Source organism: Candidatus Hydrogenedentota bacterium (genome assembly GCA_016791475.1).
GTDB lineage: Bacteria > Hydrogenedentota > Hydrogenedentia > Hydrogenedentales > JAEUWI01 > JAEUWI01.
Genome location: JAEUWI010000049.1, coordinates 18,725 through 44,829, shown reverse-complemented (window position 1 = coordinate 44,829; position 26,105 = coordinate 18,725). Strand labels below are relative to the sequence as shown.

17 protein-coding genes and 1 pseudogene are annotated in these 26,105 nt (G+C 61.9%); 15 read left to right on the top strand and 3 right to left on the bottom strand.

Going from position 1 to position 26,105, the window contains the following annotated elements:
• Positions 1-6 precede the first annotated feature (6 nt).
• The 3 genes and pseudogenes from JNK74_21840 to JNK74_21830 form a co-directional block, all read right to left on the bottom strand.
• The gene (locus JNK74_21840) at positions 7-3,159 is read right to left on the bottom strand and encodes a DUF1961 family protein (protein ID MBL7648828.1); all 3,153 of its coding nucleotides are present in this window, start codon (positions 3,157-3,159) and stop codon (positions 7-9) included.
• A gap of 60 nt (positions 3,160-3,219) precedes the next feature.
• Positions 3,220-4,665 (bottom strand): arylsulfatase, encoded by a 1,446-nt coding sequence (locus JNK74_21835; protein MBL7648827.1) that lies wholly within the window; start codon positions 4,663-4,665, stop codon positions 3,220-3,222.
• Positions 4,666-5,497: 832 nt separating this feature from the next.
• Positions 5,498-5,791 (bottom strand): annotated as a pseudogene (locus tag JNK74_21830) (prepilin-type N-terminal cleavage/methylation domain-containing protein).
• A 617-nt stretch (positions 5,792-6,408) separates the two neighbouring features.
• Here JNK74_21830 and JNK74_21825 point away from each other — a divergent pair.
• The 15 genes from JNK74_21825 (at position 6,409) to JNK74_21755 (ending at position 26,105) form a co-directional block, all read left to right on the top strand.
• Complete coding sequence (locus tag JNK74_21825) at positions 6,409-7,290, top strand: twin-arginine translocation signal domain-containing protein (GenBank protein ID MBL7648826.1); 882 nt, start codon at positions 6,409-6,411, stop codon at positions 7,288-7,290.
• A gap of 94 nt (positions 7,291-7,384) precedes the next feature.
• Positions 7,385-10,801, top strand: a complete 3,417-nt coding sequence (locus JNK74_21820) for a PSD1 domain-containing protein (GenBank protein MBL7648825.1) — start codon at positions 7,385-7,387, stop codon at positions 10,799-10,801.
• A gap of 155 nt (positions 10,802-10,956) precedes the next feature.
• Positions 10,957-12,375 carry a DUF1501 domain-containing protein gene (locus JNK74_21815; GenBank protein MBL7648824.1) on the top strand — a complete coding sequence of 473 codons (1,419 nt, stop codon included), beginning with the start codon at positions 10,957-10,959 and terminating at the stop codon, positions 12,373-12,375.
• Positions 12,376-12,428: 53 nt separating this feature from the next.
• Complete coding sequence (locus JNK74_21810) at positions 12,429-13,250, top strand: hypothetical protein (protein MBL7648823.1); 822 nt, start codon at positions 12,429-12,431, stop codon at positions 13,248-13,250.
• Positions 13,251-13,313: 63 nt separating this feature from the next.
• Entirely contained in the window at positions 13,314-13,424 is a 111-nt protein-coding gene (locus tag JNK74_21805; protein MBL7648822.1) for a DUF1501 domain-containing protein, read from the top strand.
• Between the two features lie 255 nt (positions 13,425-13,679).
• Positions 13,680-17,432, top strand: coding sequence for an exo-alpha-sialidase (locus JNK74_21800; GenBank protein ID MBL7648821.1), 3,753 nt, complete (start codon positions 13,680-13,682; stop codon positions 17,430-17,432).
• A 281-nt stretch (positions 17,433-17,713) separates the two neighbouring features.
• Positions 17,714-18,751, top strand: coding sequence for a CofH family radical SAM protein (locus JNK74_21795; protein MBL7648820.1), 1,038 nt, complete (start codon positions 17,714-17,716; stop codon positions 18,749-18,751).
• 10 nt (positions 18,752-18,761) lie between these two features.
• The gene (locus tag JNK74_21790; protein MBL7648819.1) at positions 18,762-19,538 is read left to right on the top strand and encodes a hypothetical protein; all 777 of its coding nucleotides are present in this window, start codon (positions 18,762-18,764) and stop codon (positions 19,536-19,538) included.
• Entirely contained in the window at positions 19,513-20,640 is a 1,128-nt protein-coding gene (gene mqnC, locus JNK74_21785; GenBank protein MBL7648818.1) for a dehypoxanthine futalosine cyclase, read from the top strand. The genes JNK74_21790 and mqnC overlap by 26 nt, the downstream gene beginning before the upstream one ends.
• 13 nt (positions 20,641-20,653) lie before the next feature.
• Positions 20,654-21,493 (top strand): ABC transporter substrate-binding protein, encoded by an 840-nt coding sequence (locus JNK74_21780; GenBank protein ID MBL7648817.1) that lies wholly within the window; start codon positions 20,654-20,656, stop codon positions 21,491-21,493.
• 62 nt (positions 21,494-21,555) lie between these two features.
• Positions 21,556-22,095, top strand: a complete 540-nt coding sequence (locus tag JNK74_21775) for a hypothetical protein (GenBank protein MBL7648816.1) — start codon at positions 21,556-21,558, stop codon at positions 22,093-22,095.
• A 1-nt stretch (position 22,096) separates the two neighbouring features.
• Positions 22,097-22,870 (top strand): tetratricopeptide repeat protein, encoded by a 774-nt coding sequence (locus tag JNK74_21770; GenBank protein MBL7648815.1) that lies wholly within the window; start codon positions 22,097-22,099, stop codon positions 22,868-22,870.
• The gene (locus JNK74_21765; protein MBL7648814.1) at positions 22,867-23,844 is read left to right on the top strand and encodes a hypothetical protein; all 978 of its coding nucleotides are present in this window, start codon (positions 22,867-22,869) and stop codon (positions 23,842-23,844) included. The genes JNK74_21770 and JNK74_21765 overlap by 4 nt, the downstream gene beginning before the upstream one ends.
• A 26-nt stretch (positions 23,845-23,870) precedes the next feature.
• Positions 23,871-24,617 (top strand): DUF547 domain-containing protein, encoded by a 747-nt coding sequence (locus JNK74_21760; protein MBL7648813.1) that lies wholly within the window; start codon positions 23,871-23,873, stop codon positions 24,615-24,617.
• Positions 24,618-26,105: an SDR family oxidoreductase gene (locus JNK74_21755; GenBank protein ID MBL7648812.1), complete on the top strand. Its 1,488-nt coding sequence runs from the start codon at positions 24,618-24,620 to the stop codon at positions 26,103-26,105.

The window sequence follows — 26,105 nt, the reverse complement described above, 5'->3', positions numbered from 1 at the left end:
CACCACCTACGGCAGCAGGGGATACACCTTCAGGTGGTCGTACTCGCAGCGGATTGCGTGCTCCATCTGGCGCAGGCCGATCCAGCCATCATTGGCGTGCACGGGGCCGTATGTGACGCCATCATCATCCCACGCGGCGGAAATGACGTCGTCCACGATCAGGCGAATTGTTCCGCCCTTCTTGTAAATTCGCACGGTCTGAAAGGCATCCGCCGCACCGCCGGTCACCAGATCCGGTCCCGTGGCCACGAGGTTGAAGCCCGCGTTCTTGCGAATGTTCGCCGTGCCGCGATCACCCGCCCAGTAGGAGATGTGGTAATTGTTCAGATCGCCGCTGTGATATTGCTTGAAAACACCGTCGCGCGGCTTCAGCACGGGATCGAAGATGCTCTCGCCGTTGATGCCGCGCGCATTGAAAAATACAATCGCGAGGCCATCTTTTCGGTTCTGCGGGCGGATAGAAAACTCCAGCAGAAAGTCGGCCGGGAAAACCTCATTCAACCAGAACACGAGGTGATCGCTTTTCTCCCCCTCAACAGGAGGCGTACTCTCCAACACGAGATGGCCGCTCTCGATTGCCGCGCCTTTGCCCCCCTCCAGCACCCAGCGGCTCAATTCCGCGGGATCGTCGAAAGTCGTTGAATAGACCGGGTGCTCCCAGTCCACATCGGCGGGGATCAGCTTTCGCCCGGCCAGGGGGGAGACCGGCGGGCTCTCGGGCTCATCCACAGCGCCGATATGCGGATTCTCGTACCAGAACACACCGAGCTTCTCCACCTCCTCGCTGGAGATAAAGTCGAGATCACCGTCGCCGTCCACATCCAGCGGCTCCACACGATCAAACTTGGTGCCCTCCAGCCCGCTGATATCCGTCGGTGCCCAGTGAGCGCCGGGCGTGCCGTCCAGCCAGAAGATCGCGTGCCTGTCCTTCGCCTCCACCGTGCTCACCACCAGATCATTGTGTCCGTTGCCATCCACATCCGCAATACTTACGGATTTCGCGATTCCACCATCCGCCGGCAGCGGGATTTCCCGCTCGGTCCACGCCGCGTCCAGTGCCGGGCGCGAGAAGAGCAAGATTTCACCATCGCGCACCGCGGCCGCGATATCGAGGACACCATCGGCATCGAGATAGCCCACATCGAGAAACATGGCTTCGCGCTTGAGGCCGCCAACGGCGTGGTGCGCCCATTCGCCATCGGCGTTCGCCGCGCCGGGGTGTTCGAGCCACCACACGCCCCGGTTATCGCCCTTGCGGTCGCTGTAGAGAATGTCGAGGTCGCCATCGCCGTCCAGGTCCACGTTGACGATCGACATGACCCAGCCGGCCTGGCGCAGGGGTTTCCATTGCCATTCACCCGCGTTGCGCGGGTCGGTTGGAGACTGAAACCAGCCAATCCAGGCGTCTTCATTTTTCCCAGCGGCCACGAGGTCCGGACCGTGCCGCCCATCCACCTGAGCGGGCGCCACATACATCCACTGCTTCCCGAGGCTCTGGGGCAACGCGACCGTTTGCCAGGCCGCGCCGTCCAGTCGCTGCGCGGCTTCCAGGGGCGACCAGTGGATAAACAGCGCCCGCTCTTCGCCTTCGGTCGAGCTGACCACATCCAGTGCGCCGTCCCCGTCGAGATCATGAAACACCGCGTCCTCCGGACTCTTCACTTGACCCACGGTAATCGCGGGCCAGGGCGTGCGCACCTTGTCCCTGCCGGGATGGGGGTAGACCCGGACCACGCCGCCCTGCTCCCATGGCGTCGCAATGTCGAGAAGCCCGTCGCCATTGAAATCGGCCAGCCGCGTGCCATCCGCGCCGTCCGAGGTGTTGTCGATGACGTGGCGCTTCCACGCCTCGCCCTGGACTAACCGCGCGGGCACCGGTTTGGATTCCGTGTTGCTTTCGATGGTCGTTCGCGCGCCATGGAACTGATCATCCACAGCGGACGCATTGCCAGCGATCACCACATCGGTCAGGATCGCGTTCTCGTTTCCTTTCTCCAGGACGATTCCGGTTTCGGTGGTGGCGCCCGCCACGCCGTGCACACGCAGACCCGCGAAGCTCCCTTCCTCGGTGATGCGGTAGCGCAACACATTCGCGAGGTAATTGCCATCACCCAACAGCACGAGGCCGTCGATGCGGACATCGCCGGTGTTCTCGATCAGCAAACCGGCGCCTTCATGGGCGCTGTCTCGAATCACCACATCGCGAATCGAAACACCGTCTGATTTGTTTATGGCGATGGGCGGCTTGTCCCCGGCGGGATGCTCCGAAATACGCACATTTTCCAAGGTCACGTCCCGCGTGTTGGAAATCTTAAGGGGCTGCGCGCAGCGCACGCCCACGGCGTCGCGAATCGTGAGGCCCGCGTGGCCGTGGGGGCGATTCGCCGTGCGGAGGATATGGGTGCAGTCAACGGCGGTCACGCCCTCGATCCGGACGTTGGTGTTGATCTGAAGGGGTTTGCCGTGGTCCTGCACGTCCACGCCATAGACGCTATTCTCCGCGTACACGTTTCGGACCGTGATGTTTTCCGTGCCGTCGCTGACTTCCACGGCGCCCCGCAACTTGCTGTCGTAGCCCCGGACATTGTCCACCAGCACATTGCGAATCCGCCGGCCATGTTCGCCGCCGCCACCGATAGAAACCAGGTCCCGAATGTTGCCCCGGCCCACGATGTCGCGGATGACGCCCCCGACAATGTCTTTGTCGGGCACACCGGCACCGTCCACCATGATGCCGTCCTTGGCACTGTTGAGGAAGGCGCCGCGCTCGATGCGGAAATTGCTGCCCCGAATCTCCAGCAGGGCATTGCGGTCCTTCTGATCCACACTGTCGGCATTGCCGCGCAACTCGAAGTCGATAATGCTCACGCTGTCGGCCTCAATAGCGACCAGCGGGGTCTTGCCCAGGCCCGCCGGAAGCTCCGCGTTGAGTCCCTGCAAAGTCAGGGGCTTGCGGATGACCAGCGGCGTGGAGAGCACGAGCGGTGCATTGCGATCGGCCGTCACGGTGCCGTGGTTTGGCGCGGCGTCTATCAGGCCCTGGAGTGCCGCGCCCGAAGCGGGCAACGGCTGGGCTTGCGTTGCACTGGCGAGCACAAGAAACATGGACGCCAGAGCAATATTAAATCCGGCATGGCTTGGAAATGACATTCTAATCATGTGGTCTGCCTTCGCTCGTCAAGTGCTTATTATATTCCGTAAGAGGTTCATTTTTGCCGTTTACGGGTTCCGCTCGCCGGTCGCACTCAGCGAGTCGTAGCGATTAACCTGGCGCTTCGTCAGATCGGTAGGATAATAAGGAGAGGAATCCGTGCGAGCGGTCTCCAGATACTTCTCGATACGCGTCACAACATCGGCGTGGTCCGCCGCCACGTTCTTTGTTTCCTCCACGTCTTCGTTCAGGTTGTATAGCTCCAGGGGTTCTTGGATGCCATAGCGCACGGCCTTCCATTGGCCCCAGCGCACGGCCTGGGCCAGTGCGCCGCCTTCGTGGGTCTCCCAGTAGAGGAAGCGGCTCTGGAGCGAAGGCTGTACACCGCCGAGGAGTGTGGGGAGCACGTTGACTCCGTCGATGTTCTGGGGAGGACGCACGCCCGCCAGAGCACCCGCCGTGGGCAGGAAATCGGCGAAATACCAGGGCACCTCGCTCACGGCTCCGGCGGGCACCTTGCCGGGCCAGCGCACGATAGCCGGGGTGCGGATACCGCCTTCGTAGAGGGCGCCCTTCTTCGCCCGCAGCGGGCCGGAACGCTGGAAGAACTCGTGGGACGAACCCGAGGCGCCATTGTCGGAAGCGAAGAGAATGATGGTGTTCTCGTCAATCCCGAGTTCTTTGAGCAGCGAGGTGATACGGCCCACATAGCCGTCGAGGCGCGTGATCATGGCGGCGAGGATCTTCTCTTCTTCGCTCCAGTTGGCATTGGCGTATTCGCCCAGGTCCGGTACTTCAATCTTCGCGTGGGGCGTGGTGAAGGGGAGGTAGAGGAAGAAAGGATTGCCGGCTTCCCGACGAATAAATGCTTCCGCAAAGTCGGCAAAGAGATCGCAGGAGTATTTCACCCGCGCGCCATTGGCGTTCTCGGGGATGGGCTGCTTCTCTTTGTTGTGCCAGAGAAAGTCCGTGTAATAGTCGGGCGCGTGATCCTGATTCAGATAGCCGAGCCACTCGTCGAAGCCATGGTCGTTCGGCAAGCCCGTGGAGCCGGGCTCACCCAGACCCCATTTTCCCGCGATACCCGTGCGGTAACCCGCCTCCTTCAACAACTGCGCCACGGTGTAGTCCTCGGCATGGAGGGGAATCCGCCCTTCCTGGCCGTCGTGTTTGGGGGCGTTCTGTCCGGAATTGTTCCGGATGCGGGTGTGGCCCGTATGCTGCCCGGTCATGAGCACGCTGCGGCTCGGCGCGCAGACCGCGTGGCCGGCATAGGCGCTGGTGAATCGCGTTCCTTCGGCGGCGAGGCGATCAAGATGCGGCGTCTTGATTTTTTCCTGGCCGAAAACACCGAGGTCGCCGTAGCCCAGATCATCGGCGAGAATGAAGATGATATTGGGCCGGGTTTTTTTCGACGTGTCGGCTTCGCGGGGCTGGGCGGTGGCGCGCCAGGCGGCCAGGGCGAACAGGGCCAGCGCCAGCGCGAGCAAGAAGGGGCGGGGCGTAATGGGCATGAATCTCTCCTTCGGTGGATTCTAAGTATCGTGAATTGAGACGGGGGTTTCAAAGTTGTGGATGGGTTGGTGCGAAGTCTCACAGACGCAGGGACGGCAGGTTGATGGCCGCGGGTTTTCGGTTGCTGATGTATTGGTTGTCGCTGTTGTCCCTGCGACCTGCGCCATGCCGTCGCATCGCCCCGGCGGGCGGTGCGTGCCCGCCGGGGAGTGCGGGTGCAATCTAGCGGGCTGTGCCGCCGAGGCCCCAGGAAGCCACGAATTCCGTCAGTGGATAATCGCCGTTCGGGCCGGACTTGTACTTCAGCAGCGAAACGTGTCCGTCGAGGTAAAGGACATTGCTGCCGCTGGGCAGGTGGTTGAAGGAGACGACGCTGTTGGAGCCCGAGCTGGACGGATTTGAACCAAAGGTATCAAACTGAATCGGAATGACACTCTGCGCTTTGGCGCTTGCCCCCGCATTATTAACGTCGGTGATGAGGAATCGTTCCACGCCTTCGCGTAGCCGGAGCAGGGTGGAGCCGCCCCCGTTGCCCAAGGCCAATGGCTGGGGCGAATAGGGGTAGTTGGACTGCGTCGCTTCCTGCTGATAGACGCCCAGGGAGGCCAGATTCAGGTCCGTGTCATAGTCGCAGTTGCTCCCGCAACCGCGTTGAGCCCGGTAGGCCGCGCGGCCCACGCGGGAGGCCTGAAATGTCTCGTTACTATCCGTGACCCACGAGGTGTAGGAATAGGATCGTACCAACTCCAACTCGTCGAAGGCCGCGTCGGCCCCGGCGGTGGCGAAGAGGTCGTTGATTTGCTTCACGAAGCCGTCGGCGTCGGCCATGGAATCCGAAGGGCAAACCAGCACCTTCAGATCCGTGAGGTATTCGGGGTAGATCACCCGGAAGTTCTGGCGGTTGTTCGAATTTGCCCGGGAGGCCGGCGGGAACTTCTCGCCCTCCGACTCGTTGGCGTACATCTTGTACACCACGCCCAGTTGCTTCAGGTTGTTCTGGCACGACGCGCGCCGCGCGGCTTCGCGCGCTCGGGCCAGTGCTGGAAGGAGAATGGCCGCGAGGATGCCGATGATGGCGATGACGACTAGAAGTTCGATGAGGGTAAAACCTTGTTTTTTGTTCATTGGGGTACTTCCTTGGGGGGCAGATGTCGAGTTTATGGGGATATACTGAGAAAGCGGAATGCGTCTACATCGGTCGCTTTCATTCACGGTCAGGACCGCGCAGAGCTCCGGCGCGAGGCGCGGAGCGGGAGCGGGTGGCCGCGTACAGGAGGTCAGGTGTTCACCCGCGGGGGGGCGGGCCGCGATGGGATCACGCATGACAGGGTTTCCTTCTGGGGGAGAGAAACCTCCGGTGGTCCGGTCGAGAATGCGCTCTGGGGGATTGGGTTGAGCTGTGAGCGCCGCGAGTGCGGTAGCGCTTGCCGACTTTAGTGCAATGGGCGTGCCAATTGGCGCGGCATCCCAAATCGGAGCATGCTTCGTGGCGGAGGATATCCGTTTGCCCAGTAATTGCAGGGTTTTACGCCATAGGTTTGACGCGGTTGTCGGCGTAATGAAATCACCGAGCGGATCGGTACGCAGGCGTTATTGAAGTGCGTTCCAGCAAATATGCTCGCAATGCCGTCACATATGCTGCATGCATCGCCCAGGGGAATGCGCTATTTCACGATTTCCAGGAGTATGTCATACTGACGCGGCCAGGTTTCCGCGCAAAATGCAATGAAGGAGTCTTGAACGTGACTGCACGAGCCATTGAAGTTCCCCAAGTGTCCCGCCGCAACTTCCTCGGCGCGGCCGCCTCGCTCGCGGCGCTGGCTGCGACGGCGCAGCCGGAAACGAAGGAAACCTACGAGACACAAGCGAAGGGGATCCGCATCCTTCCGGGACATTGGCGGCCCCATTATCCCTGGGAGCACATCGCGTGGATCAGCCCGTCCTGGCCGTCGCAGGATTACCTCTGGTTCGATTTCCCCGAGGCGATTTTCAGCAGTCAGGGGCTTCTTTTCCTGAGCCACATCAATCCGCCGATTCCCACCGTTTACGCAAGCCTCCCGGCGGTGCCGTGGGAGGTACAGGCGGATGGAATATCTTTCGAGCGCGTTCTTCCCAGTGGAATTTCCTTTGGCGGAAGCCTGAAGAAGTCCGCCGAGACCGTCGTGGACCTTGAGTTGCATATTCACAACGGATCGAAAGAGCCGTTGAACGACATCGAACTCCAAACCTGCGCCTTTCTGCGCGGCATCAAGGAATTCGGGGACTATACGCGGGAGAATAAGTTCATCCACACCCCGGAGCAAGGCTGGATCAGCATGGAAGCGGCCCGCGCCCTGCCGCCGGGCGGCACCCAGCCGTATCGCGTGGGCTGGCGTTCCCGAGGCAACCCCGTGTCCGATGTGCCCATGATCATCACCCAATCGAATGCAGGCGACCGCTTCTTTGCCCTGACCTGGCGGGAAAGCACGCTTTCGATGGTCAGCAACCCCAACCACCCCTGCGCCCATGCCGATCCGAAGTTCCCCAATCTGCCGCCTGGCGCGCGCGCGTCCATCGCGGGGAAACTGGTGTTTTTTGCGGGCAAACTGGCCGATTTTGACTACGGGAAATACATCGGCGGGTAAGCGCCCACCCCGAGGGTCCCATGGCCCGGCGCATCGCCCAAATTATACAGATTTGCGGCAAATGCGGTATAGTAGAAGGTCAGGAGTTAGTCTTATGACCTACAAAGTGAACAGGCGAGCGGCCCGCCTTTTGTTCGGCGTGGCGCTGGCAGCCCTCGCGCCCGTGGCCCTGGCCTCGCCGGAAGACTTTTTTGAGCAGAAGATCCGTCCCGTGCTGGCGGATAAATGCTTTGGGTGCCACAGCTCCGCCACGGATGCGGTCAAGGGCGCGCTGATGCTCGACTCGCTGGAAGCGGCGGCCAAAGGCGGCAAGTCCGGCCTGGCGGCCGTGGTTGCGGGTGATCCGTCGGCCTCCCGTCTGCTGGAGGCCATCCGCTATAAGAACCCTGATCTTCAGATGCCGCCCAAGGAACAACTTTCGGATTCGGTGATCGCGGATTTCGAACAGTGGATTCGCGATGGCGCGGTCTTCCCCAGGAGCGACAAGCCTCTCGACCTTATGGAGAAGGCAAAACAGCACTGGGCCTTCCATCCCCCCGCGCCCCAGAGCGTGCCCGCCGTACGCGATAGTGCCTGGCCCCGCACGGAAGTGGATTACTTCGTCCTCTCGGCGCTGGAGGCAAAGGGCCTCGGCCCCGCGCCCGAAGCCGATCGCCGCACGCTGATCCGTCGCCTCTCTTTCGGTCTGCTGGGTCTGCCGCCGGTGCCCGAGGAAGTGGATGCCTTCGTGAACGACCCCGATCCCCAGGCCTACGAAAAGCTCGTGGAGCGTTACCTGGCCTCGCCCCACTACGGCGAGCGCTGGGCGCGACACTGGCTCGATGTGGCGCGCTACGCGGACACCAAGGGCTATGTCTACGGCGGCCGCGAAGAAGTGAAATTCACCCACAGCCATGTCTACCGCGACTGGGTGGTGAAGGCGCTGAACCGCGATCTGCCCTATGATCAATTTCTGCGCCTGCAACTGGCGGCGGATACCCTCACCGATGAGAGCACGCGCAGTGATCTGGCGGCCATGGGCTTCCTCACGCTGGGCCAGCGCTTCCTCGGCGTGATGCCCGATATCGTGGATGACAAGATCGACACCGTAACCCGGGGCCTCATGGGGCTTACGGTAAGCTGTGCGCGCTGTCATGATCACAAGTTCGACCCCGTTCCAATCAAGGACTACTATTCGCTCTATGGTGTTTTTTCCGCCAGTTCCGAGCGGACTGTGGCGCTGAATCCGGCGGATATCGACGACCCGAAATACGCGGCCTTCGCGGAGGAGATGAAGAAGCGGCAGCAGGCCCTGCAGGATCGCTTTGAGCAGGAAAAGGCCGCGCTGGAAACGCGCCTGCGAAGCCAGTCCGACCGTTACCTGGCGGCGGTACCCTCGGCAAACAGCCTGCCGACCGATGAGTTTTACGAGATACGCAACGAAGACGACCTGAACCCCACGATAGTGCGCCGCTGGGCCACCTTCATCGCCCAGCGCGGCGAGCAGGATCCGGTGTTCGGTCCCTGGAATCGCCTGGCGCAACTTCCAGGCGATCAGTTTGCCACCGGGGCAAAGGCGCTGCTCGCGGCCTACGCCACAGACCCCCAGCCGGGTGATGTGGTGCTGGCGGCCTCTTCGGAGGCTGACATTCCGGAAGTAAACGCCGCCGTGCTGGCGGCCCTCGGACCGGAAGCGCCCGCGACTTTTGAAGAGGTTGCCGCGCGTTACGGAGCGGCATTCAAGAGCGTGGAAGACGAATGGGCCGCGCTCGTGGCGTCTTCCACGGGAAGCGGCATTGACGCGCCCACGGCCCTGCCCGATCCCGCACGCGAATCCCTCCGCCAGATTCTGATGATGGATGGCTCACCGATCCGCGTGCCCGAGGGTGCGATTGTCGATCTGGAGTGGATGTTCGCCGAACCCGCCCGCGTGGAACTGGGCCGATTGAACGCCGAGATCGATCGCTGGATTATCGGCGCGGAAACGTCGCCGGACTATGCCGTGATTCTGGCCGACAAGCCGGAGATGACACCGCCCCGCGTGTTTGGGCGCGGCAACCCCGCGAACCCGGGCCCCACGGTGCCGCGCCAGTTTCTCGAGTTGCTGTCGGGTCCGGATCGCAAGCCCTTCGCCAACGGCAGCGGTCGGCGCGAGATGGCCGAAGCCATTGCGAGCGCGGACAACCCCCTTACCGCGCGGGTTTTTGTGAACCGCGTATGGGGATGGCACTTTGGCCGCGGTCTCGTCGAGACGCCGAGCGATTTCGGCACCCGCGCGCCCGCGCCGAGTCATCCGGAATTGCTCGACTGGCTCGCGCAACGATTTGTGGCCGATGGCTGGTCCTTGAAACAACTGCACCGGCAACTGGTGCTTTCGGCGACCTACCGCCAGAGCAGCGACGCGCCCGCCGAAGATCCCCGTGTGGCGAAGGCCGCGCTGGCCGATCCGGAGAATGCCCTCCTGTGGCATTTCAATCGCTACCGCCTCGATTTCGAGTCCCTGCGCGATGCCGTGCTTTTTGCCTCGGGTGAACTCGATCTGAGTCTGGGGGGGCGTCCGGTGGAGCTTGCAAGTGCGCCCTATCCCGTGCGCCGCACGCTCTATGGCCGCGTCGATCGCCAGTTCCTTCCGGGTGTCTTTCGCGTCTTCGATTTTCCCAACCCCGACATGCACAGTCCGGGCCGGCTGGACACCACGGTGCCGCAGCAGGCCTTGTACTTTATGAACAATCCCTTCGTGCAGGATCAGGCGCGGGCCTTCGCAGCGAAGGCCGAAGCCACGGTTTCCACGGCCGATGCCGCGCGCGTTGAATGGCTCTATCGCCAGGCCTACCAGCGCGCCGCAACACCCGAACAGGTGGCGCGATCGCTGGCCTTCGTTCAGGCGGCGGAAGCCATCACGCCCCCGCCACCGCCCGAGGTGATTCCCACGGCCTGGAGCTATGGCTACGGCAAACTCGATCCGTCCACGAATGCGCTGGCGGACTTCACCCCGTTGCCCCACTATACCGGCGCCGAGTGGCAGGGCGGCCCGAATTATCCCGATCCCGGACTCGGCTGGCTGAAGCTCCACGCCGAAGGCGGCCACCCCGGAAACACCCTCGACCACGCCGTAGTGCGACGCTGGACCGCGCCCGCATCGGGCAAAGTGCAGATAACCGGGCGCATCAAGCATGAACCCGCCGAAGGCGACGGAATCATGGCCCGGGTCATCAGCAGCCGCCATGGACTGCTGGGCGCGTGGTCCCTCCATGCCTCGGAGTCGGATGCGAATTTCTACGGCATCGCGGTGGAGGCCGGCGACACGATTGATTTCGAAGTTGACGTCAAGGCCGGTCTGAACAGCGACCAGTACCTCTGGGCGCCGGTGGTGACCATGATGGACCCACCGGCGGAGGGCGCCGTGGCAAAGGCGTGGGACGCGAAGGCCGAGTTCGGTGGACCACAGGAACCTACACCCGTACCCCTGAGGCCCTGGGAGAAGTATGCGCAGGTGCTGCTTTCGTCGAATGAGTTTATGTTTGTGGATTGATCGCCGGCTCGCTTTGCGGCGCCGGAAAAGAATGGGTCTTATAGGTCGTACGGGTCCTATAGGTCAGTATGAATTCATAGGGCCCATACGACCCATAAGACCTAGACGACCCATAAGCTTGATGGCCAAAGTTGCCAAACAGACAAGGAAACCCCATGTCCCATCACAAGCCCCGCATCGAAGACGCCTTTCTCACCCGCCGCGATTTTCTGCGCCGCGGCGGCATGGGCATGGGCGCGCTGACCCTGGGCAGTATGCTGGCGGGAAACCCGGCCTTTGCCGCGAATCCTCTGGACGCCAAAGCGCCTCATTTCCCTGGAAAGGCCAAGCGTGTCATTCACTTCTTCCTGAACGGCGGGCCGTCGGCGGTGGACACTTTCGACTATAAGCCCGAGCTGGAAAAGTATGCGGGCAAAGGTCTGCCCATGGAGTATCTTCGCACCGAGCGCAAGACCGGCGCCGCCTTTCCATCTCCCTTCAAGTTCAAGCAGTACGGCCAGAGCGGTATCCATGTGAGCGAGATCTTTGAGAAGACCGCGGCCCACATCGACGATATCGCGGTCATCCGTTCCCTCAAGGCCAAAGTCCCGAACCACGAGCCCTCCCTGATGTTGATGAACAGCGGCGATGCCGTCATGAGCCGCCCGAGCCTTGGCTCCTGGGTGAACTATGGGCTCGGCACGGAGAACCAGAACCTTCCCGGCTTCGTGGTGATGTGTCCCGGTGGTTACCCGATCAAGGAGGCGGAGAACTGGCGTGCGGGCTTCCTGCCCGGCACCTTCCAGGGCACCTTCATCGACTCGCAGCATACGCGGCTCGACAAGCTCATAGAAAACATTCGCAACGCCAACACGACGCGCACCGAACAGCGCCAGCAGCTCGACCTGCTCTATGCGATGAACGAAGAGCACGCGGCACGGCGCGATCAGGATGCCAAGCTCGAAGCCCAGATCCAGTCCTTCGAGCTCGCCTACCGCATGCAGATGGAGGCGGCGGACGCTTTCGATATTGAGCAGGAACCCTTGCACATCCGCGAGATGTACGGCGAGGGGGTTCATGCGCGCCAGACGCTTATCGCGCGGCGGCTCCTGGAGCGGGGGGTGCGTTTCGTGCAATTGTGGCATGGCGCCGGTCAGCCCTGGGACGACCACGGCGATATCATGAACCACGCCACGCTGGCGAAGCAGATCGATCAACCCATCGCCGCATTAATCAAAGATTTGAAGCAGCGGGGCATGCTCGACGAGACCCTGATCATCTGGGGCGGCGAGTTTGGTCGCACACCCACGGTGGAACTCGGCGGTGACGGCAGGCCCATGAAGGGCCGCGACCACAACCCCTACGGCTTCAGCATGTGGATGGCCGGCGGCGGAGTCAAAGGCGGCACGACCTACGGCAGCACCGATGATTTCGGCTTCAAGGCCCAGGAAAACGTGCTGGAGGTCCACGATCTTCATGCGACCATACTGCATCTGATGGGCTTTGATCACGAGAAGTTCACCTACCGCTACGCGGGCCGGGATTTCCGGTTGACCGATGTGCACGGCCATGTGGTGAAGGATGTGATTGCCTGACACTCACGTCCCACGTATGAGCTCCACAAGCAACCGACCAGAAGGAGTTGGCCATGAATCCAACGCGCAGAGAGATGCTGCAATCCGCCATCGCCGCTGGCACCTTTTCACTGGCCAGTACTACGGCACGCGGGGTCGGCGACGTCGGGGCCATGATACCCCTGGACTACGGACGTTCCTTCGTCTGCAACACGGCCGCCATGAACGCGGTTCGCTTCTGGGTTGAGAGCCGCACCCGCCTCATCGACAACGCATCGGGCACCCAGACCGACTTTATCCAGTGCGCCTCCTGCAAGAGCGAGCATACCTTTGCGGAGAAAGACTTGTTCATGGAGGACAACTATGACTTCCTGCCCATTCTGGGCGAGGGTGAATGGCTGATCTTCCGGCGCGGGGTGCGCTTGAGCGACCGTTACCGGACGGTGAGCCCCGTCGGTTCCCTGTGGGGGCCGCCCATCCTGAAACTGCACGAGGCACCCGAATCGACGCGTCTGGATAGCTGGGAACAAATTCGCGATGCAACGGCGTCGGCCATCCCTATCGTGACGCAGACGGAAATCTGGAGTGCGGACGAGAGGCTGCGGGCCATCATCGAATGCCCCACGAAGACCATGAACGTGGATCTGGACGGAAAGCGTTACCAAGTCGACACAGGGCCCGTGGCCTATGCCGATTTGACGATGGACTATCCCGCGCACATCGACCGCCTGCGGTTGGCCTTCGTGGCCTTCAACGCCCCGGATTTCGCAGACTGGGTCGTGGAACAACCGACCCGGGTATATCCCGACGGGCCGAATGCATGCGAAGTCTATCACTACGCGAAGCCCTTCAGCCTTCCCGCGAGAAACAGTGTGTTCGCGCTGGGCAAGGTATAGCCTCACCATCATGGAATAGTGCGCCACGAAAACGCGCTGAAGGTCCACGATCTTCATGCGTCCATGCCGCATAGGATGGGCTTCGATCACGAGAAGTTCACCTGCCGCCACGCGGGCCGGGATTTCCGGTTGACCGATGTGCACTGCCATGTGGTGAAGGATGTGATTGCGTAGGGGGGCGGAACAGTCCCGCCTTCAAGATCCTGCGAATGGCCCAGCGCCGTTGATTGGACCTCCCCACCCGGCTTCGCCGGCTCTCCGGCGCCAGGTGCCGAATATTGCACCCGCCAGGCGCACCCGTATAGGATGCTGCATGTGGAGTGAAATGTGGGTCGGCGGACAGGGCTGAATTGCCCCGTCGGGACAGACAGCAGGTGGTCGAGCGTGGCAGCGATGCTCGATGCTGCAATAATCGGGAAGGTTCCTTCTATGCGCGTCGCGAGTGCGTCCTCGTTCGTTCGGTTTGGTCTGGCGGGATTGATGGGTCTGGCGACGCTGAGCGCCAGTGCAAACGTCGATCAGGTCGTTATCTTTAACAACAAATACCCGGCCACAGTCATGAGCAGTATCGCGGCCTCCGGGTGCACCCTGTGCCACGCCGGCGCGCCAAACTTGAATTCCTACGGGAGCGCATTCAAGAACTCCGCCGCGGGACCCGATTCCGCCAATGGTCTCGCCGAGATCGAGTACAACGATACGGACGGCGACAATTTTACCAACCTCCACGAAATTATTGGGCTGAAATTTCCGGGGAATTCCGGCAACGCACCCGCCACGGCCAATGCGGCGCCGGTCTTGAACAGCATCGGCAACAAGGCGTCGACCGAGGGTACCACCCTCAACTTTCAGGTCAGCGCGACGGATGAGATCAGCGGTGTGTTCCCCCTGCTCACCGTAAGCGGTCTGCCGGTGGGAGCAACGTTTACCGACAATCGAAACGGCACAGGCACCTTCAACTGGGTGCTGGACTTTAATGACGCCGGCACGTTCAGCAATATGGTCTTCACCGCGAGCGACGGCCTCTTGACGGACACGGAGACCATATCCATCACCGTGAATAACGTGAACAATCCACCCGTGCTTGAGCCTATCGGCAACCGAAACGGCTTTGCGGATTCGGGATTCTTCACGTTCAGCGTGAATGCTTCGGATCCAGAAAGTGGCCCGGTAACGTTGACCGCGACAAACCTGCCGCCGGGCTCGACCTTTGAAGACCAGGGCAACGGTACGGGCAGTTTCATCTGGTTGCCGCTGCAGAATGATATTGGCACCTACGCCAATGTGGTCTTCGAAGTGGAAGACGACAGCAACCAGACGGACAGCGAAACCATCGCGCTCTTCGTCACCGAGTCCCCCCGGCTATTGTTCTCCCCGCTGCGTGTGCTGAATACCAACGCGGAGTATGATGAGATTCTCGATTATCGTCCGGACCTGACGACGGACCAAGAGGGGAACTGGGTAGCGGTATGGTACTCCCCCGACAACGACCTGCTCTATCACCAGCAATCGGCGGACAACGGGCAAAACTGGACGGAAGTGACGGCGCTTCACGAAAGTATCGGCGCGGATGAAGGTCCCCAGATCGCCTTCGACACGGAAGGCTCGTGGGTCGCCGTATGGTCTTCCCGGAACGATCTCGGCGGCACTATCGGTACGGATATGGATCTCTTCGTTTCCCGGTCGCTGGACAATGGCGCCACGTGGAGCGTGCCTGTCCCGCTCAATTCGGATGCGGCGGTGGACGGCGATACCGATGACCGGGGTCCGGAAATTGCCGCGGATGGATTTGGCAACTACCTCGTCCTGTGGGTCGCCAACGAGGAAGTAAACTTCGCGCGATCCGATGATGGCGGGGTGACCTGGTCCGACCCGGCCACCATCGGCGCGGCTGGTTTCACGTCCCTGCCGGACACGCTCTCGCCGCGTCTTGCCACGAACCGGTCTGGAAACTGGGTGGCGGTCTGGAGCGACGATACCTCGGGTGACGCGGACATCATGGTGACCCAATCATTCGACGGCGGGGTTTCCTGGGATTCGGCGTCGCCGCTGAATTCCAACGCCGCCACCGATATCGGGGATGACCTCGTGCCCTATGTGGCCACGGACCGCGCGGGAAACTGGATTGCCGTCTGGCAGACCGATGAAAATGTTCTTAATCAGGTGGGCACCGATACCGATATCTTCCTGTCCCGCTCCGCGGACAACGGTATGACGTGGAGTCCGTTGTCGCAACTTAACCTCGACGCCAAGTTTGACAGCCACGAAGACCTCACGCCGACGCTGGACACGGATGGCAGCGCCTGGGTGGCGACCTGGTATTTCGAGTCGCAGATTGTCGCCGCCTACAGTATTGACGCGGGCGAGACCTGGTCGTTTCCGGATGTGCTGAATCCCGATCCGCTGGATACGGATCGCCTGCCCCAGGTGGTTTCGGATGGCGCCGGCGCGTGGCTCACGGTCTGGGAGGGGAACGACAACATCGGGGGCACAATCGGCTACGAATTCGATCTGTTTGTGGCCAGCTCCACACCCCCGAAGGTCGAATCAATCGTGCTTGACAACCCCTCGCCCACGAATGCGGATACGGTGTCGTTCACGGTAACTTTCAATATGAACGTGTTCGGTATTGACACGTCCGACTTCAGCCCCTATACCTACGAAGGAAACGCCAGCGCCTTTGTGTCTGGTATCGAGCAGCTCTCCCAGTCAAGCTACCGCGTCTCCATTTTTACGGGGAGTGAAGACAGCGCCTTTTCTCTCGGAGTGCTGGATGACGATTCGATTTACGGAGGAATCGGCAATAGGCTTGGGGGCGCGGGGGAGGGCAATGGAACGCGGTACTCCGAAGACGGATACGAGGTCGACAAGACGGCTCCGGCGGTAACCGTGGACTCGCTGATCACTGCGGATACGACCCCGGCGCTCTCGGGTACGGTGGACGACCCCGCCGCAACGGTTTCAGTGTTCCTGTCGTCGATTCAGTACAGCGCGACCAATAACGGCGATGGCACATGGACGCTCCCCGACAATGCGGTTGCTGTCCAGGCTCCCGGAATCTATAACGTCCTTGTGGAAGCCGCGGACGCCCTGGGGAATACTGGAAGCGACCAGACCTCCGATGAGCTTGAGATATTGAGTTCCGGCGAAGGCGAGGGTGAGGGTGAGGGTGAGGGTGAGGGCGAGGGAGAAGGAGAAGGCGAAGGCGAAGGCGAAGGTGAAGGCGAAGGCGAAGGTGAAGGCGAAGGTGAAGGAGAAGGTGAAGGTGAAGGTGAAGGCGAAGGTGAAGGTGAAGGAGAAGGAGAAGGAGAAGGAGAAGGCGAAGGTGAAGGTGAAGGCGAAGGCGAAGGCGAAGGTGAAGGTGAGGGCGAAGGTGAGGGCGAAGGCGAAGGAGAAGGTGAAGGCGAAGGTGAGGGCGAAGGCGAAGGCGAAGGCGAAGGTGAAGGAGAAGGTGAAGGAGAAGGAGAAGGAGAAGGAGAAGGAGAAGGAGAAGGAGAAGGAGAAGGTGAAGGCGAAGGAGAAGGTGAAGGCGAAGGCGAAGGCGAAGGTGAAGGCGAAGGTGAAGGCGAAGGCGAAGGCGAAGGCGAAGGTGAGGGCGAAGGAGAAGGCGAAGGCGAGGGTGAGGGCGAAGGTGAAGGTGAAGGTGAAGGTGAAGGTGAAGGTGAAGGTGAAGGCGAAGGCGAAGGCGAAGGCGAGGGTGAGGGCGAAGGTGAAGGCGAAGGTGAAGGCGAAGGCGAAGGCGAAGGCGAAGGTGAAGGTGAAGGAGAAGGCGAGGGAGAAGGTGAAGGTGAAGGCGAAGGAGAAGGAGAAGGAGAAGGAGAAGGTGAAGGAGAAGGTGAAGGTGAAGGTGAAGGTGAAAGTACATTAGAGGAAGTCGCCGCAGCGCTGCTCGACGTCTTTGCCGAGGCGGATTTGAACGATGATGGAAAATTGAGCTTCTCCGAAGCGTTGACCGTTGCTGACGAGTTAACGCAGGATCAGTTCGACGAGATAGATACGGATGATGACGGGCTGCTCAGCGAGCCTGAACTGGAAGCCGTGGTCGACGTGGACACCGGCTGTCCGCTGGGCGGCAAGACCTTGGACATCCGTGGGTTGAAGAACCGGGCCAGCGACTTCTTTGTCTTTGGTATGGCCCTTATCACCATGGCCGCCATTTCGGTCGTCGGGCGTCGCACTACCTGAAAAAGATTCAGCGCACGCATCGGGCCCCGCCTTCGAAATCGAGGGCGGGGCCCGATTGTATTAGGAGGGTGCAACGCAGTTTGCGGGGAGGTTGGGGGTTGCGGCACGTAAGTCCCTGCAATAACTATGTTTGGCATAACGTTGTCAACAAAGGTTGCACCTTTCTACAGGAGATTGCTTCGCGCCGATCCGCGAAAAGGCGAGCAAATCGAACCATTTGAGGGCCATTTCGATTATTGGCATGGTTCTTTCTCTACATGGGCATGCAAAAGGAGATGCCCATGCTGAAAACTTTAAATCGGATTGACGCAGACGAAGCTCTGGCGATGCTGAAGACTGCGCCGCTGGTGACGCTCGGCCGGGAGGCCTTTGCCGCGAAGCGGGCGCGTTACGGCGACCGCGTTACCTTTGTCCACAATAGACACGTAAACCCGACCAACCTCTGCGTTTACTCCTGCAAGTTCTGCGACTATGCGGCGAAGAAGGGGGACGCCCACGCCTACGAACTTCAGGAGGCGGACATTCTGCGTGACCTCGAAGATCCTTCTATTTCAGAGGCCCACATCGTGGGAGGCTTGTGGCCTGGCTGGAACTTCAACCGCTCTCTGGCGCTCGTTTCTTCGATTCGGGTGGCCCGGCCCGGCCTGTGGATAAAGGCCTTTACGGCGGTGGAAATTGCCTACTTTGCCCGCATGGAACGCTGCACCACGCGGGAGATACTGGTGCGCATGCGTGAGGCGGGTGTGGACATGGTCCCCGGCGGTGGCGCTGAAATATTCAGCGAGCGCATCCACCAGGCGCTCTACAAAGACAAGATCGGCGGTGAAGACTGGTTGCGTATTCACGGAGAAGCGCATGAGGTCGGCCTGCCCAGCAACGCCACGATGCTTTTTGGTCACATCGAAACCGATGAGGAGATCGTGGTCCATCTGATGCGCCTGCGCGAGTTGCAAGATCGCACGGGCGGATTTCAGAGTTTTATCCCGCTGGCCTATCTTCCCGGCGAGACCCGGCTGGCACCCCGGGCGGTATCGGCGCCGCGCAGCCTCCGGATTATCGCTCTGTCCCGGCTGGTGCTGGACAATTTTCCCCACGTGAAGGCTTACTGGCCCACGATTGGCCTCGAAACCGCGGCGGCGGCCCTCACCTTTGGCGCGGACGACCTCGACGGCACGCTGGGCAAGGAGCGGATCATGCAAATGGCCGCTTCCGACTCGCCCGCCGCGCTTACGCGCCGCTTCATGGAGCAAATCATCCGGGATGCCGGCCAGTTGCCCGCCGCGCGCAACGGCCAGTACGAACTCGGCGTGATGAACTAAGGGGCGCCCCATGATACGCATCGCATCCATAGACAATCTCTCCGCGCGGACCTATCGCCTATGCGCGCCGGCCTTCGACCACAGCCTGCGATTTGAAACACCAGCAAAGGTGCATGCGCTGTTGGCGGCGGGTCACTGTGACGCTGCGCTGGTGCCGGTGGCGGCCCTTCCGGGGCTGGGCCACGCGGTGGAGCCCGCGGGCGACTTCGGCATTGCCTGCACGGGCGCGGTGCGCAGTGTGCAGTTGTTCTCCAGCGCTCCGCTCGGCAGCCTGCTTGCGGCGGGAGTGCCGGTTTACGCCACCCCCAAGTCCCGGACTTCCGTGGCCCTGTTGGAGCTTCTCTGTCTCCGCCGCTTCGGTGTCGCGCCGCGGCTCACATCCGTATACGGGGATGGGGCGGCCCACTTGCTTATCGGTGATGCGGCTTTCGAATGCGCGCAGCGCCAGGGCGGCAATCCAAACAATGTTGACCTGGGCGCGTGGTGGCTGTCGGAGACGGGCCTGCCCTTTGTCTATGCGCGCTGGGTCGTTTCCCGCGGTCTGGACGAGTCCCACAAAGCCCGCGTCTCAGGCTGGCTGGAATCCTGCGCAAACGCCGCCGCGAGCGATGCCGGAAAGAACGCGTTGGCGGACGGTCTGGCGATGGCCCCCGAAGATCGCCTCGCGCTGCAAGTTTACTATCGACGGCTGCGCGCGCACTTGTCCGTGACGGACATCGCCGGTCAGTCCCACTTTCTCCAACTGCTGGAAGGGTACGCCAATGTCCACGCCGCGCCTGTCGCCTGAGAAGGCCCTTAACCTCTACCGCCACGCGGCCCAGTCCGATCTCATGGCGCGGGCCACGGCCTTGCGCCAGGCATTGCACCCCGGCCGGGACGTGACCTTTGTGGTGGATACGAATCCGAACTATACGAACGTGTGCACCACGGACTGCACCTTCTGCAGCTTCTATCGTCGCCCCGGTCATGCCGAGGCCTACGCGCAGACGCCCGAGGAGATCGGCCGTGGCGCCGCACTGGCGCAGCGCCAGGGGGCAACAACGATCCTGCTTCAGGGCGGGCATAATCCCGAGTTGCGGCTTGACTACTACCTGGCCGTGATCGAAGCGTTGCGAAAGCATGCGCCGGGGATGCACCCGCACCTCTTCTCGCCGTCCGAAGTGCTTCACATAGCGGAGCACAGCGGCATGACCGCGCGCACAGTGCTCGAAGCTTTCTGGGCGTCGGGACTGCGCACGATGCCGGGCGGTGGCGCGGAAATCCTCGTGGACGCCGTACGGCGCAAGATATCCCCCAAGAAGACCCGCAGTGCGGACTGGCTCGCCGTGATGCGGGAGGCGCACCGGGTTGGCTTCAAGACGAGCGCCACCATGACCTACGGCCACGTGGAAACGGACGAGGACATCATCGAGCATCTGCTTCAGATCCGTAATCTGCAGGATGAGACGGGCGGCTTCTACGCCTTCATTCCGTGGAGCTTCAAGCCGGGCGGATCGCCCCTGAGCCGCGTGGTGAAGGAACCCGCGGCCGCGAGCCGCTACGTCCGCGTGATCGCGATGGCGCGGCTTTTTCTGGACAACGTTCCGCACATCCAGGCCTCCTGGTTTGGCGAAGGTTGGCGCGCGGGTCAGCTCGCGCTCCACGCCGGCGCGGACGATTTTGGGGGCCTGCTCCTGGAGGAGAACGTGCTCTTCCAGGCGCGCCACCAGGTGGCTACCCAGCTCGAATCCGTACTGAACATCATCAGCGATGCCGGTTTCACCCCGGTGCAGCGCACCACCACCTACGAAAAACTTGAACGCTATGAAAGCGCGCCGGCCTTCGACGGCGCGTATACCCACCTTCGACAGACCGCGACCCGCTGCGTGCCTGCGGCCGCCAACGCATAAGAGGAACAACGCCATGAAATCCATCCGCATCGGTCACAGCCCGGATCCCGACGACGCCTTCATGTTCTACGGCTTCGCCTCGGAGCAGGTGACGATCCCCGACCACAAAATCGAGCATGTGCTCCACGACATTCAGACCCTGAACGAGCTGGCCATGGGCCGGGACCCCCTGGAGGTGACCGCCCTGTCGGTGCACGGATACCTCCACGTGCAGGATCGCTACGAGTTGCTCGAAGTGGGCACCAGCGTGGGGCGGAACTATGGTCCCCGGCTGATCGCGCGGGAATGCAAGTCGCTGGAAGATCTGCGCGGCATGCGCGTGGCATTGCCCGGTCCTTACACGACGGCGACACTCGTGGCCCGGAAGCTGATCCCCGACATGCGCGAGGTGCACATGGACTTTACCCACATCATGGATGCGGTGCGCAAGGGCAGTGTGGAAGCCGGTGTCATCATTCACGAAGGCCAGCTCACCTATGCGGATGAAGGCTTCAAGCTGCTGGCGGACCTGGGCGTGCTCTTCTCCGAGCGGCACGACGGACTGCCCCTGCCCCTGGGCGTGAATTGCATCCGCGCGGACCTCAGCAGCGCGCTGAAGACCACGGTGGCCGGCGCCTACCGACGCTCGGTGGAGATCGCCCTGAAGCAGCGCAGCGCGGCGGTGGACTACAGCCTGAATTTCGGGCGCGGCCTGCCGAAGTCCCTGGCCGACAAGTTTGTGGGGATGTACGTGAATGAGGACAGCCTCGCCTTCAATGAGGAGCTGCAGCGCGCCATGACCGTGCTGCGCGAGGAGTACTGGGAAGCGCCCCGGGCCTTCGTCCGGCCCGATGCCGTCGCCGCGACCGCGTGAGGCGGCTCCGGGAAGTCGAATTCATCAAGCAGTAGCTTTGGAAAGATAAAGGAATCAAGACCATGACGGAACAAGAACGGATCGTACAGGCCGTACTCGACAGCGAGTGCTTCAAGGCGGAGAAAATCTATGCGGAACGCAGCGGCAACCACAAGATATCCCTGTTGCCCCGGCTCTACAAGAAGCTCGATCTGGACGAGAAGCGTAACGAGAATCTGGTCCGGGTTGTATTTCCCGCGGAAGACCAGTTGATCGAGCTGGGCACCGTGATCGCCGTGACCTGCCTCTACGATCTGGACAACGAGTACAACATCTACGGACACGTGATCTGCGCGGGCCCCGGAGTGAATGGATTGCTCAAGGCCATCCACGCCCCCATGGGCAGCGCCCACCCCCAGCCGGGTGTCGCGGGCGAGCGGGCGGTAATGCATTTCGTGGATTGGAAGCGCGCCGCCTGGGATCAGTTCCTTCTGGCGGAGTTGGATCACGGCCGGGAATACGCCTCGGCGCTGTACCTGCAGAATTTCTGGAAAGCCATGGACCGCCTCTTCGGCGGCGGCTATCTCCTGAACTGTCCCGATTCCTACCACTGGAGAAGCTGACATGCGCAATGCCCAGTTTATGGTGACCCTGATCCTCTTTGTGTTTGCCGTGGCAAATTTGCCGGCCCAGGAAAAAGTCCCCGCGATGGCCGACGTTCTGGCGGCCCGCCAGGCCCACGACGAGGCCCGGATGGAGTCCCTGCGCACCGCGCTCGCGGAGGAGGCCGGCAAAGAGAAGGCGTCCTTCCAGGTGCAATGGGACGCGGCGGAGTGCTTCCGCATGAGTACCACGGATCTGCGCACAAAGCGCCAGGCCAGCAACCTGGAAGGCAAGGATGCGAAGGCATTAAAGGAGCAGCAGGAAGTCCTGGCGGCGCAGGGACTGGTCTACGGCGAGCGCGCCCTGACGCTGGCCAAGACCGAGGCGGAGATAGCCGCCGCACACCGGGTGGTGGGCGAACTTTACGCCAACAGCATCACCAGCATGGTGGCGGGCTTCAAGAACGGTCCCAAGGCGCGCAACCACATGGACGAGGCCATGAAACGCACACCCGACGATCCCGAGTGCCAGCGCGCCATCGGTATCATGTACTTGAACAACCCACCCATCTCGGGAGGCGACGTGCCGAAGGCGATCGAGACATTTTCTCACTGCCATGAACTGAAACCGGACAATGATGAATATATGGTCATGCTCGCCATGGCCTATCAGAAGGACAAGCAGTGGGAGAAGGCGCTGGAGGCGGCGGAGAAGGCGCTGGCGCTGAATCCGGCCAACACGAGCGCCGCGGCGTTGCGCGCGCGCATCGCGGAGAAGAAGGAGAGCGCGGAATGAGCATCCGGCTGTGTATTCTGGCCCTCGCGGCCGCCCTCGGCGCGGCGGCGGGCGCCGCCTGGTCCGAGGAGGCCCCGGGCACGACTTCGGCCTATGTGATGGAAGGCGCCGACGGACTGGTGCAGCGCTTCGCGCCCATATTCGTTATCGAGCACAACGAAGAGGCGAACAACAAGATCGGCACGCCCTCGGCCCGCCTGACGGAATCCGGAAAAACCCAGGTTTATGTGGATCCGTCCCGCCCGACGATTTACACCGAGGTGGAGACCTTTGAGACGGCGCGTGAGCATTATACGAACCTGATCTACCGCATACATTTTGAGCGAAACCCTTTCAGTCTGGTTCCGCTGAACGTGGGTGCGGGTAAGAATGTGGGTGCGATTGCGGTGGTTACGTTGAACAGTCGGGAGGAGCCCGTGTGGCTCACGACCGTACAGAGTTGCGGCTGCTACCACGCGATCATGCCCACGGATTATCTTCCCCGCGAGGCCTGGCCCGAAGGCTGGGACCAGAATGACTTTGAGGTGTACGGCGAGCGGTTGCCGGGTCTGCTGAAGTTGAAGGATGGACCCGCTGACGGGCGGATTGCGATTAGCATTCGCGGCGACAGCCACCGCTGTAAGGGCGTGTCCGTCGAGCGTGAGGCCGCGCTACCCCCCGCGTGGTCGGTGGTGTCGGCGGTCGCGGCGGATATGGCGGCGTTGAAGGCGCTGCCGCTGCCCGATGGTGCCGAGACGTCCTTCTACCACACGGAAGGCCGCCGGAAGGGCTTGGTGAAGGGGGCTTACAAGCCCATGGAAACGGCACTGTTCGGGCTCTGGGCCTGGGACCACAATGTGGGTCAGGACCGGGAATACGGTCCCAAAGAAGAGGCGGGTCGGCGCTTCTACACGACGCTCTTCTTCAAGCACAAGGAAGAATCCGACATGTGGCACTTTGCCCGCTACCTGGAACATAACGGCTGGAAGCCGTGACCGCCTGTCAGGCGAAAGGAATTTGCATGCTTAACATGATATTGCCCCTTGCGATCGCCCTCGCGGCCGGCGGCAACTTCGATCAGTCTCATGCCGCGCTCGACTCAATACTGAAGGCGCGCGTGTCGCAGGGCCTCGTGGACTATAAGGGCCTTCAGGCCGACAGGGCCCCGCTCGACGCGTACCTGGCCCAGGCCGGCGCGGTACCCATGGCCGAGTTCCAGCAGTGGACGCGGGAAGAGCAACTGGCTTTACTGATCAACGTGTACAACGCCGCGACCCTGCAGCTCATCATCGACGGCTACCCGGTGGACAGCATCAAGTCCCTCGGGGGTCTGGTGAAGAGCCCCTGGTCCAGGGAGATCGTGCAGCTTTTCGGCAAGAAGATTTCCCTGGACACGCTGGAGCACAAGATCATCCGCAAGAACTACCAGGAACCCCGGATTCACTTTGCCGTCGTGTGCGCGGCCATGGGGTGCCCGCCGTTGCGCGCCGAAGCCTACACCGGAGCGCGGCTCGAAGAGCAGCTCGACGCGCAAACCAGGGAATTTCTTACAACCCCCGCCAAGAATCGCGTGGACGCGGAGAAGAAGACCCTCTGGCTCTCGCCCATTTTCAAGTGGTACGGGGACGACTTTGAGACGACGTCCAAGTCTCTGGCGGCTTTCGTCGCGCCGTATATCGGCGCGGCGGAAGGCGCCAATCTGGACGACTTCGCCATCGAGTACACCGATTACGACTGGTCGCTCAACGAGCAGGGTAAGGCGCGCTGAATGCGTATTCTCTGGATGGGCGACAACGATGCCTCGCCGCTTTCGGTCTGTGACTGCGAGGACAAGCTCTTATGTGTCAACGGGTACGCGGCCTTCCGCACGGCCCTGGCGGGTGCTCAAGTCGCCGGGCAGGACTGGGTATGCCTGATCGATTTCGATTCGTCGGGCGGGCATGCGCAGGCACTGGCCCTGTTGAAGCACGCCTACCCCCTCGTGCCTGTGGGTCTGGTGACCCGAAACGAAGACCGCGAAGCCGCCTTTGCGCTCTTGCGCAGTCGTGCGGTGGATCGCGTGGTGCCCGCTTCGGATCTCCATGAGAACGTGGATTTCCACATCGAGTCGCTGGCTGAGCACGGGCGGCGCCTGCGGGAGCTCCAGTCTTGTCTGGCGCCCCTGCGGGGCCTCACCCTGCTGGTGACGGGCGCCACCGGTTTTCTTGGCGGCCATTTCCTGCGCTACCTGCTGCGGTGTGGAGAGGCCCAGGTCGTGGCGCTCGTCCGTGGCACATCCCGGGCGCCCTTTGACCAGCGTCTGACCCACCTTCAGGACCTCTATCCCGCCCGTATACGATGCATCCAGGGCGACGTGCGCCTGCCGGGTCTGGGTGTCGCGCCCGAGGAACGCGACAGGCTATCGACCTCGGTGGACGCCCTCTGGCACCTGGCCGCCGATACCCGCTTCGAAGACGTGTTGCGCGAGGAGCTCTTCCGGACGAATCTGGAGGGCACGCGCAACGTGGTCGAGTTCGCCCGCGCACTCTCGGGACTGCGACGCTTTTACCACGTCAGCACGGCTTACGTGGCGGGTGACCAGTGTCCCGGCAGCACGATGCCGGAAGCCAGACTGGCGCGCCCCGCGAGCTTCAAGAATCCTTACGAGGAGTCAAAATTCGCGGCCGAGTGCGTCGTGGCGGAGTCGGGCCTTCCCGCGACAATCTTTCGCCCCAGCATCATCCTGGGGGAACGGGTATCCGGGCTCTGCGATGGCCAGACGGTCTACAAAGTCGCCCAGCTCCTGCGGCTTGCCCGTCTGAGTGGCCAGCGAAGCCACGCCCCTGGCGAACAAAGCTTTCGCGTGGTGGTCGATCCCGAGACAACGAAGAATCTTGTCTCCGCGGACGACGTGGTGTATCACATGCTTCGCCTTGCGGCGGAAGGGGCCGCGCCGGGTGGCTATCATCACCTGACCCATCCAAATCCAACGCCGATGGCCGACCTGATTTCGGTTATCGCGGGCGTACTGAATATCCCGGAATACGAAGCCGTGTCGACGCTGGACGGTGCGACCTTGTCCGTGTCCGAAGCGGTGCTCCAGCGTATTTCCGGGGTGTTCAAGCCCTACATGCTGAATAGCGATCCGGAGTTTCACCGGGGCTGTCCCGCGGCGTGGGCGCGCCCCCTGGATCACGAGGGGCTGCGCTTTCTGCTCCAGAGTTTTTTTGAGCAACACTACGGCTGGGAGTTTCAGCCGGGTGCGGCGACGGCATAG

Bases quoted from the DNA above. Each gene is read 5' to 3' on its own strand.
- JNK74_21780 (MBL7648817.1), top strand. From the start codon at position 20,654: ATGAAATCCATCCGCATCGGTCACAGCCCGGATCCCGACGACGCCTTC.
- mqnC (MBL7648818.1), top strand. From the start codon at position 19,513: ATGTCCACGCCGCGCCTGTCGCCTGAGAAGGCCCTTAACCTCTACCGC.
- JNK74_21835 (MBL7648827.1), bottom strand. From the start codon at position 4,665: ATGCCCATTACGCCCCGCCCCTTCTTGCTCGCGCTGGCGCTGGCCCTG.
- JNK74_21795 (MBL7648820.1), top strand. From the start codon at position 17,714: ATGCTGAAAACTTTAAATCGGATTGACGCAGACGAAGCTCTGGCGATG.
- JNK74_21810 (MBL7648823.1), top strand. From the start codon at position 12,429: ATGAATCCAACGCGCAGAGAGATGCTGCAATCCGCCATCGCCGCTGGC.
- JNK74_21760 (MBL7648813.1), top strand. From the start codon at position 23,871: ATGCTTAACATGATATTGCCCCTTGCGATCGCCCTCGCGGCCGGCGGC.
- JNK74_21840 (MBL7648828.1), bottom strand. From the start codon at position 3,159: ATGATTAGAATGTCATTTCCAAGCCATGCCGGATTTAATATTGCTCTG.
- JNK74_21805 (MBL7648822.1), top strand. From the start codon at position 13,314: ATGCCGCATAGGATGGGCTTCGATCACGAGAAGTTCACCTGCCGCCAC.
- JNK74_21775 (MBL7648816.1), top strand. From the start codon at position 21,556: ATGACGGAACAAGAACGGATCGTACAGGCCGTACTCGACAGCGAGTGC.
- JNK74_21755 (MBL7648812.1), top strand. From the start codon at position 24,618: ATGCGTATTCTCTGGATGGGCGACAACGATGCCTCGCCGCTTTCGGTC.
- JNK74_21790 (MBL7648819.1), top strand. From the start codon at position 18,762: ATGATACGCATCGCATCCATAGACAATCTCTCCGCGCGGACCTATCGC.
- JNK74_21800 (MBL7648821.1), top strand. From the start codon at position 13,680: ATGCGCGTCGCGAGTGCGTCCTCGTTCGTTCGGTTTGGTCTGGCGGGA.
- JNK74_21770 (MBL7648815.1), top strand. From the start codon at position 22,097: ATGCGCAATGCCCAGTTTATGGTGACCCTGATCCTCTTTGTGTTTGCC.
- JNK74_21815 (MBL7648824.1), top strand. From the start codon at position 10,957: ATGTCCCATCACAAGCCCCGCATCGAAGACGCCTTTCTCACCCGCCGC.
- JNK74_21765 (MBL7648814.1), top strand. From the start codon at position 22,867: ATGAGCATCCGGCTGTGTATTCTGGCCCTCGCGGCCGCCCTCGGCGCG.
- JNK74_21820 (MBL7648825.1), top strand. From the start codon at position 7,385: ATGACCTACAAAGTGAACAGGCGAGCGGCCCGCCTTTTGTTCGGCGTG.